This is a genomic window from Agarivorans sp. OAG1 (genome assembly GCF_037076485.1).
Classification (GTDB): domain Bacteria; phylum Pseudomonadota; class Gammaproteobacteria; order Enterobacterales; family Celerinatantimonadaceae; genus Agarivorans; species Agarivorans albus.
In genome coordinates this window covers 900407-915809 of the sequence record NZ_AP028990.1, presented here as the reverse complement: position 1 = coordinate 915809, position 15403 = coordinate 900407, and the positions used below count along the sequence as shown (strand labels likewise).

The 15403-nt window shown below is 45.1% G+C and carries 13 protein-coding genes; 6 read left to right on the top strand and 7 right to left on the bottom strand.

The window, feature by feature from the left end:
- Window positions 1-26: 26 nt before the first annotated feature.
- The 3 genes from deoC to OAG1_RS04220 all read right to left on the bottom strand — a co-directional run bounded on the left by deoC (window position 27) and on the right by OAG1_RS04220 (window position 2686).
- Window positions 27-800 carry a deoxyribose-phosphate aldolase gene (gene deoC / locus OAG1_RS04230; protein ID WP_338624252.1) on the bottom strand — a complete coding sequence of 258 codons (774 nt, stop codon included), beginning with the start codon at window positions 798-800 and terminating at the stop codon, window positions 27-29.
- Between the two features lie 100 nt (window positions 801-900).
- Entirely contained in the window at window positions 901-2139 is a 1239-nt protein-coding gene (locus OAG1_RS04225; protein ID WP_016401420.1) for a NupC/NupG family nucleoside CNT transporter, read from the bottom strand.
- Window positions 2140-2515: 376 nt separating this feature from the next.
- Window positions 2516-2686, bottom strand: a complete 171-nt coding sequence (locus OAG1_RS04220; protein ID WP_016401421.1) for a DUF1427 family protein — start codon at window positions 2684-2686, stop codon at window positions 2516-2518.
- Between the two features lie 187 nt (window positions 2687-2873).
- On the opposite strand from OAG1_RS04220, the gene OAG1_RS04215 reads away from it, so the two are divergent.
- Window positions 2874-4295 (top strand): hypothetical protein, encoded by a 1422-nt coding sequence (locus OAG1_RS04215; RefSeq protein WP_338624249.1) that lies wholly within the window; start codon window positions 2874-2876, stop codon window positions 4293-4295.
- 58 nt (window positions 4296-4353) lie between these two features.
- On the opposite strand, the gene OAG1_RS04210 is transcribed toward OAG1_RS04215, so the two are convergent.
- Window positions 4354-5148 carry a TatD family hydrolase gene (locus OAG1_RS04210; protein ID WP_338624246.1) on the bottom strand — a complete coding sequence of 265 codons (795 nt, stop codon included), beginning with the start codon at window positions 5146-5148 and terminating at the stop codon, window positions 4354-4356.
- A gap of 564 nt (window positions 5149-5712) precedes the next feature.
- On the opposite strand from OAG1_RS04210, the gene OAG1_RS04205 reads away from it, so the two are divergent.
- The 4 genes from OAG1_RS04205 to OAG1_RS04190 all read left to right on the top strand — a co-directional run bounded on the left by OAG1_RS04205 (window position 5713) and on the right by OAG1_RS04190 (window position 10423).
- On the top strand, window positions 5713-6708 hold the full coding sequence (locus OAG1_RS04205) for a BMP family ABC transporter substrate-binding protein (protein WP_016401424.1): 996 nt from the start codon (window positions 5713-5715) through the stop codon (window positions 6706-6708).
- A 64-nt stretch (window positions 6709-6772) separates the two neighbouring features.
- Entirely contained in the window at window positions 6773-8338 is a 1566-nt protein-coding gene (locus tag OAG1_RS04200; protein WP_338624242.1) for an ABC transporter ATP-binding protein, read from the top strand.
- Entirely contained in the window at window positions 8335-9456 is a 1122-nt protein-coding gene (locus OAG1_RS04195) for an ABC transporter permease (RefSeq protein WP_016401426.1), read from the top strand. The genes OAG1_RS04200 and OAG1_RS04195 overlap by 4 nt, the downstream gene beginning before the upstream one ends.
- Window position 9457: 1 nt before the next feature.
- Entirely contained in the window at window positions 9458-10423 is a 966-nt protein-coding gene (locus OAG1_RS04190; protein ID WP_016401427.1) for an ABC transporter permease, read from the top strand.
- A gap of 76 nt (window positions 10424-10499) precedes the next feature.
- Here the strand turns inward: OAG1_RS04190 and prfC are convergent, their stop codons facing one another.
- The gene (prfC, locus tag OAG1_RS04185; RefSeq protein ID WP_338624238.1) at window positions 10500-12089 is read right to left on the bottom strand and encodes a peptide chain release factor 3; all 1590 of its coding nucleotides are present in this window, start codon (window positions 12087-12089) and stop codon (window positions 10500-10502) included.
- Window positions 12090-12529: 440 nt separating this feature from the next.
- On the opposite strand from prfC, the gene OAG1_RS04180 reads away from it, so the two are divergent.
- Window positions 12530-13231 carry a PEP-CTERM sorting domain-containing protein gene (locus OAG1_RS04180; protein WP_338624236.1) on the top strand — a complete coding sequence of 234 codons (702 nt, stop codon included), beginning with the start codon at window positions 12530-12532 and terminating at the stop codon, window positions 13229-13231.
- 44 nt (window positions 13232-13275) lie between these two features.
- On the opposite strand, the gene OAG1_RS04175 is transcribed toward OAG1_RS04180, so the two are convergent.
- Both OAG1_RS04175 and OAG1_RS04170 read right to left on the bottom strand, forming a co-directional pair.
- Window positions 13276-14310, bottom strand: a complete 1035-nt coding sequence (locus OAG1_RS04175) for a DUF2955 domain-containing protein (protein ID WP_338624234.1) — start codon at window positions 14308-14310, stop codon at window positions 13276-13278.
- Window positions 14300-15394, bottom strand: a complete 1095-nt coding sequence (locus OAG1_RS04170) for an HlyD family secretion protein (RefSeq protein WP_338624232.1) — start codon at window positions 15392-15394, stop codon at window positions 14300-14302. Before OAG1_RS04170 ends, OAG1_RS04175 begins: the two co-directional genes overlap by 11 nt.
- Window positions 15395-15403 lie beyond the last annotated feature (9 nt).

The window sequence follows — 15403 nt, the reverse complement described above, 5'->3', positions numbered from 1 at the left end:
TTCCTTAACTCTTATCGAAGAATTAACTAATAACCAGCGCCAGCTTGAGCGTTCTCATCACCTGATATAGTGGCTTGCAATGCAGCCAATAAACTTGATGCGCCAAAACGGAAATGCGCTTGGCTTAACCAATCGTCGCCAAGTGTTTTAGTTGCAAGATCTAGGTAAATTTTTGCTTGTTCGGCGCTTTTAACTCCACCTGCGGCTTTAAAGCCACAATCTGGGTTAAACTCTGCGATTGCTTTTAGCATGATTTCTGCTGCTTCTGGCGTGGCATTTACCGGCACTTTACCGGTAGAAGTTTTAATAAAATCTGCACCCGCTTTAATCGACAACTCACTGGCTTTAGCAATCAGTTCAGGACTGCTTAATTCGCCACTTTCGATAATCACTTTTAGCTTTATCTCGCCACAGGCAGCTTTACAGGCTTTAACGAGATCAAAGCCCACTTGCTCATTGCCGGCCATTAAGGCACGCCATGGGAATACAACGTCTACTTCGTCGGCGCCATAGGCTACAGCGGCCTTCGTTTCAGCTACAGCCAAGTCCACATCATCTTCACCTAAAGGGAAGTTAGTCACAGTAGCAATTTTCACATCACTAGCATCGTGTTCGGCCAATACCTTACGAGCAAATGGAATGAAGCGTGGATAAATACAAATAGCCGCAACTTGGCCTTGAGCCGATTTAGCTTGAGCACATAAAGCCGCCACACTCTCGCGAGTATCGTCATCGTTAAGAGTAGTGAGGTCCATTAAAGAAAGGGCTTGACGCGCCACAGCAGTAAGAGACTGAGACATAACTATTCCTCAAAGTTTAAGATTAAACCTAATGCCAGAGCAGCAATAGATTGAACTGAAATAGGGGCTTCTTGGCATATTGCCAAGAAGCCTTACTAGCTTATAGCAGGCTGAAGAAGAAACCAGCAAGTGCAGCACTCATTAAGTTAGCTAATGATGCAGCCGCTACAGCTTTAAGACCTAGGCGAGCAATATCACCACGGCGTGATGGCGCCATGCTACCTAAGCCACCTAATAAAATTGCAATTGATGATAGGTTAGCGAAACCACATAGTGCAAAAGTAACAATTACTTGAGTGTGCTCTGACAGTGTTTCACGAATATCAACAAAGTTAATGTAAGCAACAAATTCGTTAACGATAAGCTTTTGACCAATAAAGCTACCCGCTTGAATGGCTTCTGCCCAAGGCACACCAATAATCCAAGCAACCGGTGCGAAGATGTAACCTAAAATAAGTTCAATGGTTAGGCCTTCAACACCAAACCAGCCACCGATGCCACCAACCATGCCGTTTAGCAACGCAATCAAACCAATGAAGGCAAGTAGCATTGCACCTACGTTAAGCGCTAAGTGCAAACCGGTAGAAGCACCACTTGCAGCAGCGTCGATAACGTTAGCTGGGCGATCTTCTTCGGCTAAAGTAGCGTCCATATCTTGCTCAGAAGCATTAGTTTCAGGCTTGATGATTTTAGCCATCAATAGGCCACCAGGTGCTGCCATAAATGAAGCAGCAATCAAGTACTTAAGCTCTACACCTAAACCCGCGTAACCCGCTAATACAGAACCTGCAACCGAAGCCAAACCACCAACCATAATGGCAAATAACTCAGACTCGCTCATTTTTGGAATGAAAGGTTTAACCACAATTGGCGCTTCGGTTTGTCCAACAAAGATATTAGCAGTAGCAGACATAGACTCTGGGCGGCTAGTGCCTAATGCTTTTTGTAGAGCACCACCAATTACCAAGATGATCTTCTGCATAATGCCAAGGTAATAAAGTACCGCGATTAGTGAAGAGAAGAATACAATAATAGGCAATACACGAATGGCAAATACAAAGCCAACACCGTTACCAAACATTGCATCAGTGCCTAAGCCACCAAACAAAAAGTTAATACCCGCTTGGGCACTGTCAATCACCGATTGAACACCACCTGAAACAGCAGCTAGCACGTCTTGACCAAATGGAAGGTAAAGTACAAAGGCTCCAAATCCAGCTTGGATAGCAAAAGCTCCCAATACGGTACGTTTGTTAATTCGTTTTTTGTTATCGGAAAGCAAGAATGCAATCCCCAGTAGCGCGAGTACGCCGACCAAGCTCATTACTGTACTGTTCATACGTGTCCCTAATGTTTAATTATTTTTTTGTGAAACTTACATCGTTTCTATCTTCTTGCCACCAGCACAAGAAGCCTTCTACAACGTGTCTGTTTAGTATTCCATTACATTCAACTATCTGATCAGGCAACTACCTTAATGCCGGCTGAGCTGCAATGGATTCTACTGCCGGCGATCATACCTAGGGTTTTTGACCTAAATGATAACTAGATCAAATCTAATCGACTTATTAGCCGTTTCAGAGACCTTACTTACCAAATGTGTTTATGCCATACTTCTTCCTAAGGCGACTATCGATTCACAACCTTACTAAGCAAACTATAGGAAATATCAAATCTTATACCTAAGCGATTAGCCAAGTTGCTTAACGAATTTGTTACGAAAAAAAACGTTCCAAGACATTTTGGTAGGCCATGCCGCCCAAATAGATACCCAAAATACCAATGATGCCCGATAGCACCGGTGGAGCAGGTAGTGGCAGTTTAATAGCACTAAAAACCACGCCAACCACTGCGCCAGTAATTAAGGCAATAATAACTTCGTACATTTTCTTTCGTCCTTTAAATACGTGGGAACTTGCTAAAGGCACAGCGCTATTGCTGTTTTGCCCCTCAGTTCATGGCTGGCAGTTTAAGTTTCTAAGTTGTTAAAAATCGTGAGACTGATCACGGGATAATAGTCAAAGATTAGTCAAACTAGAGTTAGTTACTAAATATGTTGAAAAGGAATACAAAGTGACAGCAGCACTTGAACCTGAAAAAGAACAAAAATTCGCCTACAGACAACGGTTTAACTGCTGTAAGAATTGCCGCTGCCCCAATTTTGGATTAACCGAAAGCTCAGACTATTTAGCCGAAAGTCATCAATTGGGTTATCCCGCTTTGCATTGCAAAGCGTGTGGTAGTTACCCGCCTCTCGTTGACAGCCACAGCGTAAACTTGATTGTTGAAGAACGCACTAAGCTACACTTAAGCAAGGCCCCTTGTGGTTGCAGCAATTGCGAACCTGGCTTTTTCCTAGGCCCAACTACTGGCGTTAAACGCTACGGAAAAACCGGTGCTAACAGCCAACGTTACCAATGCCGAAAATGCCAAAGCGTCTTTACCCAAGTACACGTGAAAGGCAGTGAACAACTGTGCCGTTTATTCAATTCTCTAAGCTTAGGCCACAGCCCACAGAAAATAATGCAGCAGCTTAGCATCGCGCCAAAAATCTATTACCAACTGCTACAGCGCCTATTTCACTGTTTACGGTTTTATTCGCGCCAGCAAGAGGTAATGGCTCTCAAACGCCAGTTTTTAGCGATTCATACCGAAAGCAATGTGCATGAGTTTTCCGAGCAAAAGCGTGTTTGGGCGCTGTGCTCTAGCGAGGCGCAATCAGGTTACGTATTGCTGCATACCCATAACCAAACGCAACTGCAGCTTAATGATTCGGTTTACTACCAACAACAAGCGTCTACGAGGCTACCAGCGCTGCAAGATAGCCCCATTGTAGAAGCCTTAAAGCGCCGTTATCAGCTCACTCTGAACCGTTATCACTTTGAAGATTTACACTACGGTCCCACCTCGCATCTACGCGGTACTCAAATTATTCAACCGGCAATTTGTGCTTACGCACACTTTCAACTTTTATCCGGTTTTACCCACCAAGTTAAGCATTTTCACCACTACATAGAGCACGAAAGCAGTATCCGCGGTGCTGCTCTCATGAGCTGTGTTGAACAAATACGTGAGAAATCTGCCGATGTGTATTACATCTATCAGCATCCTCGAACTCAATCAGATATGGGCGCTGCAGGTAACAAAGTAGGTTGGTGGAATGACCGCTGGTATCCAGCGCCTTTTGGTGCGTTTTGTGGCATTAGTTCAGGCCAGCAAGTCCCCGCTCCCATCGACTTACCTCGTCCGCAAGCTTGCCAGAGCTTCTTTGAGCACCTTGAGCAAAACATGTCGAAGCAGCTGAAAAGTGCCAGCTCGGTTGACGCCTTATTTGAAATTAATCGCGCCCTATTTAACTACGTCATCACCGACCAAAACGGTGAGACACCCGCCATGCGACTAGGCGCTAGTGAACAACCACTAAGTGGAACCACGTTAGTAAGCGCAGCCGTCGCCGCCGTTAATGCCGACCATATCGACAAATTTAAGGCATAAATCTGAGTAGGCTTGCTAACTAGCTTAAGTGTCTATGCGCCAGCAAAGCCATAGAGCTTTAAGATTCTATTCTTAAAACTTGTAGGCTGTTATCCCATAGGCGCTGCTCAAGCTCTTGAGGTGATTCGCTGCGCAGCGCTGCTAATTGCTCAAAAATAACTGAGAGATTAAGTGGCGTATTGTGCTGTTGTTGCATCTCAAACAAAGGCATATTTGGCGCGTCGGTTTCTAGCACCAAAGCATCTAGCGGTAGGCGTTTTAGAGCCTTGCGCGTTTTTTCCGAACGTGGCCAAGTAATGGTTCCGCCTACGCCAATTTTAAAACCCAAATCAACAAAGCGGCTAGCTTGTACATAGCTGCCACTAAAACCGTGAATAATCCCGCCTTGGTCAAACTGAGCTTGTTTGAGTAGATGAGCAACGCGATCATGCAGTCGCACCGAATGGATAAGTAAGGGCAAACCTTGTTGTTGGGCCGCCTTTATTTGCCAATTAAAGGCAAACTCTTGATGGGCGTTGGTTTCGGGGAAACGACCGTCTAAACCACACTCCCCCCATGCACTTAGCCGCTCTCGATGCTGTTGGACTATTTGGTCTAAAGCCCCTAGTTCGCCGAGCAATAACTCAGGTTCTCCCTGCAAGGCATTTTTATCTAAAAAGCATGGATGGTAACCCAGGGCTATTTTCAACATTTTTAGGGAAGATAGGTCGACTACGGTTTGCCAGTTTTCTGGGCCCACAGCAGGTACTACGCAGCCTTGTATATTGCAGCGTTTGAACTCTGCTAAGTAACTGGGTAAATCCTGCTTAAATGGTGTGAAGTCCAAGTGACAATGGGTATCAAACCAGGCCATTACTCGCCTTTGTCCTGTTTTGGGTGCTCTTGAGGAATGCAACTTCGACAAGGTTTGTCCAAACCATTTTTGAGGAGCCAACTATCGTAACAAGCGATATAGTGGCGAAAAAGCGTGATTATTCGAGCTACCATAGACCACCTCTTCTGCTGAGCTTCATGTCACTTATAGTAATTTTACCCACATATATAGGTAATATCTCTTAAATACCCAACAAATTAAGATAAATACTGAGAATAGCTTATTGAATTCAGTAATTCTTAATCCTACTCTACCAATGGATCACTGTATATAAAGAGTGGTTACAGGGAAAATAGTTAGTATTCGAAACGCGACACCGACAATATCTAGTAAGTCATGCTCGATGGTGCAACACATTCCCAATAGTAGATTACACTTAGTAAGTTTAAGTAGGTGTTTACTATCCTTGGATAAATGCACTTCATCAACAATGAATACATCGGCTGTGAGCTTCGCCATTTAAGCAAGTGTACTGCTTGGGCCTGTTCCAGTAACGCTGACCGAACTAGATAAAATATTTCAATAAAAAACAGGGAGTTTGACGTGAAAACATTCACAACCAACCTTACAGCTGCAGCTTTAGCAGTTGCCTCTTTTAGTGCGTTAGCCGCTAAACCAGCCGTTGTTTATGATACTGCCGGCAAATTTGATAAATCATTCAATGAAGCTGTTTTTCGCAATGGCGTAGAAGTATTTAAAAAAGAAAAAGGCGTTGATGTACGCGAATTTGAACCACAGAATGAAGCGCAACGCGAACAAGGTTTACGCCGTTTAGCAGGTCGCGGATTCAGCCCAATTGTTGCGGTAGGCTTTAACATGGCATCAGCCGTTGAGAAAGTAGCAGCCGAATACCCTGATACTCAGTTCACCATTATCGACATGGTGATTGATAAACCCAACGTTCAATCGGTGGTATTTAAAGAACACGAAGGCTCTTTCTTAGTTGGCGCATTAGCAGCCAAGGTATCTAAAACCAATACCGTTGGTTTTGTAGGCGGTATGGATATCCCGCTTATTCGTAAATTTGCTTGTGGCTATGAGCAAGGTGCGGTTTATGCTAATGCCGACACCAAAGTACTGCAAAACATGACCGGCTCTACGCCAGCTGCTTTTGCCGATCCAGCTAAAGGCTCAGAGCTAGCTAAATCTCAGTTTTCTCAAGGTGCAGACGTTATCTATGCAGCAGCAGGCGGAACCGGTTTAGGTGTTTACCAAGCCGCTAAAGATGCCGGCAAATATGCCATTGGTGTTGATTCAAACCAAAACCACTTACAGCCAGGCACTATGTTGACCTCAATGGTTAAGAAAGTGGGCGCCGTTGCTTACAGCACTTGGGAAGAAGGCATGGACGGTACTTGGCAGCCAGGTATTAAAGCCTTAGGTCTTAAGGAAGATTCTGTTGATTGGGCGCAAGACGAGCACAACGCTTCATTAATCACTCCAGAGTTGAAAGCATACGTAGACGGAATTAAAGCCGATATTATTTCTGGCAAAATTACTGTTCATGACTACATGTCGGACAACACCTGTAACTACTAAATGCTAAAAATACGCGCCAACCTCGAGTTGGCGTATTTTTACTTGCTAGAAATGGAAATCGAAATTGATTCACGCAGCTGATTTTGCCATTAAACTGGAAAAAATCGATAAGCGCTTTGGCAGCGTTCATGCCAATCGCAGTATCGACCTTGCCATTCCTAAAGGCACAATTCATGGAATTATTGGCGAAAATGGCGCCGGTAAATCCACCCTAATGAGTATTATTTACGGCTTCTATCATGCCGACTCTGGCTCTATGCAGGTACATGGCCAGCATTACCAACCACATAATTCTCAAGAAGCCATCAAGGCGGGTATTGGCATGGTGCACCAGCACTTCATGTTAGTGGATACCTTTACAGTGCTAGAAAACATCGTTCTTGGTGCAGAAGACGGCTGGAAGCTTGAAGACAGTTTAAGCGCAGCGCGTAAGAAGCTTAAGCAACTAGCCAAAGACTACGGTTTAGATGTGCCACTAGATGCCGTTGTTGGTGAGCTAGCGGTAGGTTTGCAGCAACGTGTAGAGATCTTAAAAGCCTTATATCGTGGTGCCAAAATTCTCATTTTGGATGAACCCACAGGGGTACTCACGCCGCAAGAAGCCGATCACTTATTTACTATTTTAGGTAAGTTACGTGAGCAAGGCACCACCATCATGATTATCACCCATAAGCTTCGTGAAGTATTAGCCATTACCGACAAGGTATCGGTGATGCGACAAGGAGCAATGGTTGAACATGTAGTAACAGCTGAAACCAATCAAGAGCAACTTGCAGAGCTAATGGTAGGCCGCAAGGTATTACTGCAAGTAGAGCGCGGTGAAGCAAAACCACAAGCGCCTTTGATTGAAGTAAACAAGCTTAGCTACGTAGATAGTGCCGGGGTTAAACGCGTAAAAGATATCTCGTTTAATGTTCGCGCTGGAGAAATCGTGGGTATTGCCGGCGTATCAGGCAATGGTCAGTCAGAAATTCTTAGCTTATTAAGCGGTATTATCACCCCAAGCAGCGGCAGTATGACGTTAAACGGACATACCATTGATGCCGAAAGCCATTACAACCCGCGCAGCATTAGGTCCATTGGCGTAGGCCACATTCCTGAAGACCGACACAAGCAAGGTCTTATCAATAAATTTGCCGCCAAAGAAGCTTATATACTCGGTTATCACCACCTTGCGCAATACAACAAAGGGGTATTGCAAGACAAGCAAGCGATTGAACAGGGCTGTCAACAAAGCATGGAAAAGTGGGACGTTCGCCCCGCAGATACCAGCTTAAAAACAGCCAACTTCTCGGGAGGTAATCAACAAAAGTTGGTGATTGCTCGCGAGATGGAACAAGACCCAGACATTCTCCTGGTTGGCCAACCTACCCGTGGCGTAGACATTGGTGCTATTGAATACATTCACCAACAAATCATCCACTCGCGTGACGCAGGTAAAGCAGTATTGCTGGTCTCGGTAGAGTTAGATGAAATTGTCAACTTAGCCGACCGAATCATCGTGGTCTTTGATGGCGCGATTGTAGGTGAAGTGAGCGCAGAACAAGCGGATGAACAAACCTTAGGATTAATGATGGCCAACATTGTGCCAGAACATATAAAAAACGCCGCGCAGGGAGGTGAAATATGAGCCAAGCTCAAGTACCTGCATGGGTCAGCGTTGCCCTATTACCTGCAATCAACGTGTTTGCCGCATTTTTAGTGTCGGCCTTGCTGTTCATGTATATCGACATATCACCCATCGATGCGATTAAGGTGATGTGGACCGGCGCGTTTGGCTATGCCGAAGGCATTGGTTATACCTTGTATTACACCACGGGATTTATCTTTACCGGTTTAGCCGTGGCTATCGCCTTTCACGCTGGTTTATTTAATATTGGTGGCGAAGGCCAAGCCTATATTGGTGGTTTAGGGGTTGGTTTAGTCTGCTTAACCTTAGGCGAGTTTGCGCCTTGGTATGTGGTATTCCCTGTCGCCATTGTTGTGGGTGGTTTATTTGGTGCAGCTTGGGCGTTTATCCCTGCCTACTTGCAAGCCAAGCGTGGTTCACACATCGTAATCACCACCATCATGTTCAACTTTATTGCAGCCTCATTAATGGCCTATTTACTGGTTGATATTCTTAAACCTGAGACCACAATGGCCACCGAAAGCCGAGTTTTTGCGGCGTCTTCTTGGCTACCCAAAATGCATGAAATGCTTAGCTGGGTGGGTGTGAGCATGTCTGCCAGCCCGCTCAATTTAAGCTTCATTTTCGCCTTACTGTGCTGTTTGTTGCTGTGGTTGTTTATTTGGCATACGCGCTGGGGCTACGAAATACGCTCAGTAGGTTCTAACCCTAGTGCCGCCACTTATGCAGGCATTAGCTACGTTAAAATCGTGATTATTGCGATGTTGATATCGGGCATGCTGGCTGGCTTCTTTGGCCTTAACGTTTTGCAAGGTGAACTACACCAAATCAAATTAAACTTTGTAGAAGGCTTTGGCTTTACCGGTATTGCTGTAGCACTGATGGGCCGTAACCACCCTCTTGGTGTATTGCTCGCCAGCTTACTGTTTGGTTTCCTATACCAAGGTGGCGCAGAGTTAAGTTTTGAGTACGGTGTGGACCGTAACATCGTTGTTGTTCTGCAGGGTTTGGTGATTCTCTTCTCAGGCGCTTTAGAGCACATGTTTAAGCCATCGCTTGAACGTACTTACCTCAAGCTTTTTGCTAAAAAAGCAAGCCCATCAGAAGGAGTCGCTTAAGATGTTTGAAACTATTATCTTAATGTTAGACGCCACCATACGGGTTGCGACGCCGCTTATCTTCGCTTCTCTAGCCGGTATGTTCTGTGAGCGCTCGGGTATTGTGAACATTGCCTTAGAAGGCAAGTTGCTCGCTGCAGCATTTGTTGGTGCAGCAACAGCGCATGTAACGGGCTCGGCTTGGCTAGGTTTACTGGCAGGTATTGGCATCTCGGTACTATTAGCGCTATTACATGGCTTTGCCACCATTACTCACCGTGGCGATCATGTTGTAAGTGGTATGGCGATTAACATTTTAGCCGCTGGTTTAACGGTGACCCTTGGGCGTCACTGGTTCCACCAAGGCGGTCAAACCCCCGCTTTGAGTGGCGATGCCCGCTTCGCGCCTATTCAACTGCCGGGTGCAGAGGCAATGGCCGATGTACCCGTAATTGGTTTGTTGTATTCAGAGCTAATTAGCGGCCACTCAGCCTTGGTGTATTTGCTAATCATAACCGTGCCTTTAGCATGGTACGTAATGTTTAAAACCCGTTTTGGACTACGTTTACGTGCGGTGGGTGAATCACCAGCAGCGGTTGATACTGCCGGTATATCAGTAGTGAGAATGCGTTACAGCGCGGTAATTATTTGTGGCTTACTGGTCGGTATTGGTGGTGTGTACTTGTCGGTGGCGCAAACTGCCCAGTTCATTCCGAACATGAGTGCCGGTAAAGGTTATATGGCGTTAGCCGCGTTGATTTTTGGTAAGTGGCGACCATTTACCGCATTGGCTGCATGTTTACTGTTTGGTTTCTTGGATGCCATGGCAATACGTTTACAAGGCGTCTCCATCGGCGACTTCGCGATTCCAGTGCAAGCCATTGAAGCGATACCTTACGTACTTACCGTGTTCTTACTGGCAGGCTTTATCGGTAAAGCTATCGCACCAAAAGCGATTGGTGTTCCATATACTAAAGAGCGCGAATAGAACCTTACTACTAGACACAAAAAAGGTCGCTTTATGCGACCTTTTTTTATGGCGATTAAACTAGCTTAAAAGCGGCTTAGTGCTCGCGAGTTTGCATAAACTTAACGTCTGGGTAACGCTCGGTGGCTAGGTTTAAGTTAACCATTGTAGGCGCTAAATAAGTTAAGTTGTCGCCGCCATCTAAGGCTAAGTTATCGTGAGCTTTTTTCTTAAACTCTTCAAACTTCTTAGAATCGTCGCCAGCGCACCAACGCGCAGTGGCAAGGCTAATGCCCTCGTAAACAGCTTCTACTTTATATTCAGTGCGTAAACGATGTACCACCACATCAAACTGCAGCACACCTACTGCGCCAACAATTAGGTCATTGTTACGCATAGGGCGGAATAACTGCACAGCACCTTCTTCAGATAATTGAATCAATCCCTTAAGCAATTGCTTTTGCTTCAAAGGATCTTTTAGTCGAATACGGCGGAACATTTCCGGTGCGAAGTTAGGAATACCGGTAAACTTCATGGCTTGGCCTTGAGTAAAAGTATCGCCAATTTGAATGGTGCCGTGGTTGTGTAAACCGATAATGTCGCCAGCAATCGCTTTTTCAGCAGCGGCGCGGTCGCCAGCCATAAAGGTTACTGCATCAGAAATGCTTACATCTTTACCTAAGCGTACATGACGCATTTTCATGCCTTTATTGTATTCACCAGACACAATGCGCATAAAGGCAATACGGTCGCGGTGTTTAGGATCCATATTCGCTTGGATCTTAAATACAAAGCCAGAGAAGCTATCATCAGAAGCGGTAACTTCACCTATATCAGTAGCACGTGGCTTAGGTGCTGGTGCCCAGTTGGTTAAACCTTCTAACATATGGTCTACACCAAAGTTACCCAGCGCGGTACCAAAATACACAGGTGTTAGTTCACCGCTCAAAAACAGTTCAAGATCAAACTCGTTAGACGCACCTAGTACCAGCTCAAGCTCATCACGCAAGGTTTCGGCAAGCTCATCGCCTACAGCGGCATCTATTTCGGGGTTATCTAAACCTTTGATGATTTGTTGGTCTTGAATGGTATGGCCTTTACCAGTTTGGTAAAGAATCACTTCATCTTTAAGAATGTGGTAAACACCTTTAAACAATTTACCGCAGCCAATTGGCCAAGTAATTGGTGCGCACATCATGTTAAGTTCGCTCTCTACCTCATCCATTACTTCCATTGGGTCGCGAATATCGCGGTCCAATTTGTTCATAAAGGTAACAATAGGCGTATCACGTAGACGAGTGACTTCCATTAATTTACGGGTACGATCTTCTACACCTTTCGCCGCGTCAATCACCATCAAACAGGAGTCAACTGCAGTTAGAGTACGGTAAGTATCTTCCGAGAAGTCTTCGTGTCCGGGAGTATCTAGCAGGTTAACAATACAATCGTTAAACGGGAACTGCATCACCGAGGTAGTAACCGAGATACCACGCTCTTTCTCCATTTCCATCCAGTCAGATTTAGCGTGGGTAGCGTTACCGCGACCTTTCACTGTACCGGCTTTTTGAATCGCGTTTCCGAATAACAATACTTTTTCAGTAATGGTGGTTTTACCCGCATCCGGGTGAGAGATAATTGCAAAGGTTCTTCGGCTAGCAATATCTTGCAAGAGTGAAGCGTTAGACATCGAATCAATTCTTCTAATTTGGTAACGCGAGGATGCAGCAAAGCGGCAATTTGGCCGAAACAGCACAATCACCCAGCGTTTAGTTAATCGTAATTGGCGGGTATTTTCGCCGATCTAGCTTTGATAAACAATCAGCGCTTTAGTTACTATTGGAAAACCTTAGCTTTCGATAGCGAATAGGTAAGAGTTTTGCGTGTAGCTACTCATTTAAAGGCGGGAATTACTCAATACAACAACTCCCTCTTTGTTAAGCTAGCAAGCACTTTAGTATTAACTCCAGCAATTACCACAAAAGCAGCGATTAATTCGTCAGTATTCTTTACACCCAGTATTTATTGTTAATAAAAACAGTAAGAAAAGCGATACTGGCCATGGACTTGCGAGTTTGGTACAGTAATTGCCTTGAACTGGTCGAACCATTTATATCAAGGAAGATTGTTTTGAACCGCAAACATGTATTTTTCGCCGTTGTAGGCTTACTTAGCACTTTTGTTAGCCAAGCCAGTGTGATTACTTTTGATGAATTGGCCAACGGTGAAATTGTTAATGGTCAATACCAGTTAAGTCATGGTGTTAGCATAGATGGAACCAATGTACGTTTAGGCCAAAACAATTTGGCCGTCGCTTTTGATACCAGCCTTATCAATACTCAAGACCCAGATTTAGAGTCGCCTTTTAGTAATATTAACCAACCCAATTTAGGTATTGCTAACCCTGGCAATGTACTCATTATTCATGAGAACCCAAACTCGTGTAATGGCCTTATTTGTAACAACCCAGATGACGAAGGGCGTCGTCCTGCAGGTTTCTTCACCATTAACTTCTCAAGTTCGGTATACCTAGAAAGTATCGACTTTTTTGACATTGAGCTGGCAGAGAATGGCTACACAGCACAAAATGCCATTCACTTGTTTGATGCGCAAAACAACGAAATTTTCCCAACTGATTTCTACACTCCGCATACCGGCGGCGACAATACTTGGGACCGCTTGGATTTTGCAGTAGCCGAAGTAGCCTCAATGCGTATTCACTTAAACGGCTCTGGCGCTATCGATAACATTCGCTTTTCGGTTCCCGAGCCTGGCAGCATTGCCCTATTTGCACTAGTCTGTTTTGGCTTGGTGGCAAGACGCTTTAAATAAAATCAAAAACGCCGCTTACCCTAAGCGGCGTTTTTAGTTAAACCTCATTCATTCGGCTTAAGCCAAGCCAACTTATGCACTAAGTAAAAACTGCCCACCACATACAAACCCACCATGCTTAACTGGAAGATACGTGCATAAAACTTAGTGGTAGCTAAGCCGCCATCACTGCCAATAGTACTGCCCAGTATAATGATATAAGCCGATAGGCCAGCTGCTACTATCGCGCCTTTAGGATGCAGGTAAATAGCTTGGGCGATCAGCATAAAACTGAGGGTAATTAGCAGCGCCATAAAACTAAACTGCGGCGCTGCAACCAATAAATTAAATACCAGCACAGCAATTAACCCACCTACAATGTTGGTGAAAATAATTCCTATACTGGCTTTTGCACCTTTAGTTAACTCGGGGTTTTGCGCCAAAATAGCCACAAAAATAACCACCAGCAAATCACTGAGTTTATCGAAAGCAAAGAAGTAGATAATAAGTGGCAGTATAACTATGGTGCTAACCACTGCCTGACGACAGGCATCTTGATGTTTTAGAATCGGCGCTTGCTGCTTTTCTGCTCCTTGATGGAAGTCGTCTTTCACTGGTATCAGCCAATGCACAAAGGCCACTATCAACAAGGCCAAGACAAAGGCCAGCATAAAGTCGACAACAAAACTGGACGCTGCTGCCCTGCTAGCACTGGCCAACATCGGCAATGCGATCAGCGCCACCAACAGAAATAGCACCACTAACTCATTTAAACCGGTACTGGCTCGGTAAAATACAAAAAACAAACACCAAGCAAGAATAATAAACAGCAGCAAAGGATAAGGCTGGGCAATAAGCACAACCCCAAGCCCAACCAAAAAACAGCTTAATACCGCTAGCGCTAAGGTTTTAATTAAGGCCAAGTTTAACGTGGGCTTGCCAGGCAACAACAACTGAGCGGTAAAAATGGCAGTAACAAATGACATACTCCACTCTAGACTTACCGCCAGCACCAGTACCAAGGCACTCACTAAGCTAAAGCGCAACATGTGCGCTTTTAGAGGATTAGCAAGCCGCAAGCTTAAGGCCTTAGTAGACATAAGAGAACCAGCTTTTGACCCTTAAGGCCAGCTTAGCCAACGCTTTCATAATGAAAGTGCCTTCGGTATATACCGTTACATCTGCTTGTGCGCCAATTCGTCGTAAACCATGGGCAGTATCATCAGAGAATTTGATGATTACCGGAAAGCGCTGCGGGTCTCGCAACCAACCGGCTGTTTGCGGAATAGTAGGTAGCGCACCTAAGTTGTTAGATTGACCATAATTAACTGCAAACCCAATTGACACCACTTCGCCTTTGAAGATTTTGCCAGGTGCAATATCTAGGGCAATTTCCACTGGGTCGCCCGCTTTAATATTGGCAATATTGTTTTCTCGCATGTAGGCCTCAATCCACACCTCTTTGGTGGTGACAAAAGTCATCAGCGGTTGGCCTTTATTCGCGTAATAACCAGCTTCTAGCTGTAAGTTAGTCACCCCTCCCTCAGAAGGCGCAACGATTACGGTTTTAGATAAATCTAAACGGGCTTTGCCCAACTTGGCTAAAGCCGATTGCAGCTTAGGGTTTTGCTCGCCACTCACCCCAAGATTTTGTTTAGCTTGCTCCAACTCTGCGTTGGCCTTGGCTACTGAAGCTTTAGCTTTGGCCACATCGCTGCGCGCTCTATCAATATTTTGCTGCGGCACTACATTTTGGTCTTCTACGGCAAACAAACGATTAGCATCGGTAAGAATCGCTTGATAAGAGGTGGATGCTTCAAGTAAGCGCGCTTGCGCAGCCGAAACGCCAGCAGTTCCTGCGCCAATTTCTTGCCCGGCTAACTCTAATGCGGCTTCGGCTTGAGTGACCGCCAGCACGTATTCTTCTTCAGCTACCTTGGCCAAAGGTTGGCCTTTTTCAACTAACTGGTTGTTCGTAACATTCACTTCAACCAGTTTGCCCGATACCGAGGCGGCAATCGGCACCACAAAACCAAATACTCGAGCATTGTCGGTATTGGGCGTCACTCTATCGCCTACGACATAAATAATAAAAACCAAAATACACAGGGCAAATACCAACAACGAACTTTTACGTAAAGGGTTGCTTGGCGCAGCTTCTGAGGCTTCATTTTGTTCAGACATCGTGTTTCT

What these genes read in the sequence shown, in the direction of transcription:
- deoC (WP_338624252.1), bottom strand. Translation starts at nt 800, where the DNA reads ATGTCTCAGTCTCTTACTGCTGTGGCGCGTCAAGCCCTTTCTTTAATG.
- prfC (WP_338624238.1), bottom strand. Translation starts at nt 12,089, where the DNA reads ATGTCTAACGCTTCACTCTTGCAAGATATTGCTAGCCGAAGAACCTTT.
- OAG1_RS04210 (WP_338624246.1), bottom strand. Translation starts at nt 5,148, where the DNA reads ATGGCCTGGTTTGATACCCATTGTCACTTGGACTTCACACCATTTAAG.
- OAG1_RS04170 (WP_338624232.1), bottom strand. Translation starts at nt 15,394, where the DNA reads ATGTCTGAACAAAATGAAGCCTCAGAAGCTGCGCCAAGCAACCCTTTA.
- OAG1_RS04190 (WP_016401427.1), top strand. Translation starts at nt 9,458, where the DNA reads ATGTTTGAAACTATTATCTTAATGTTAGACGCCACCATACGGGTTGCG.
- OAG1_RS04220 (WP_016401421.1), bottom strand. Translation starts at nt 2,686, where the DNA reads ATGTACGAAGTTATTATTGCCTTAATTACTGGCGCAGTGGTTGGCGTG.
- OAG1_RS04175 (WP_338624234.1), bottom strand. Translation starts at nt 14,310, where the DNA reads ATGTCTACTAAGGCCTTAAGCTTGCGGCTTGCTAATCCTCTAAAAGCG.
- OAG1_RS04225 (WP_016401420.1), bottom strand. Translation starts at nt 2,139, where the DNA reads ATGAACAGTACAGTAATGAGCTTGGTCGGCGTACTCGCGCTACTGGGG.
- OAG1_RS04195 (WP_016401426.1), top strand. Translation starts at nt 8,335, where the DNA reads ATGAGCCAAGCTCAAGTACCTGCATGGGTCAGCGTTGCCCTATTACCT.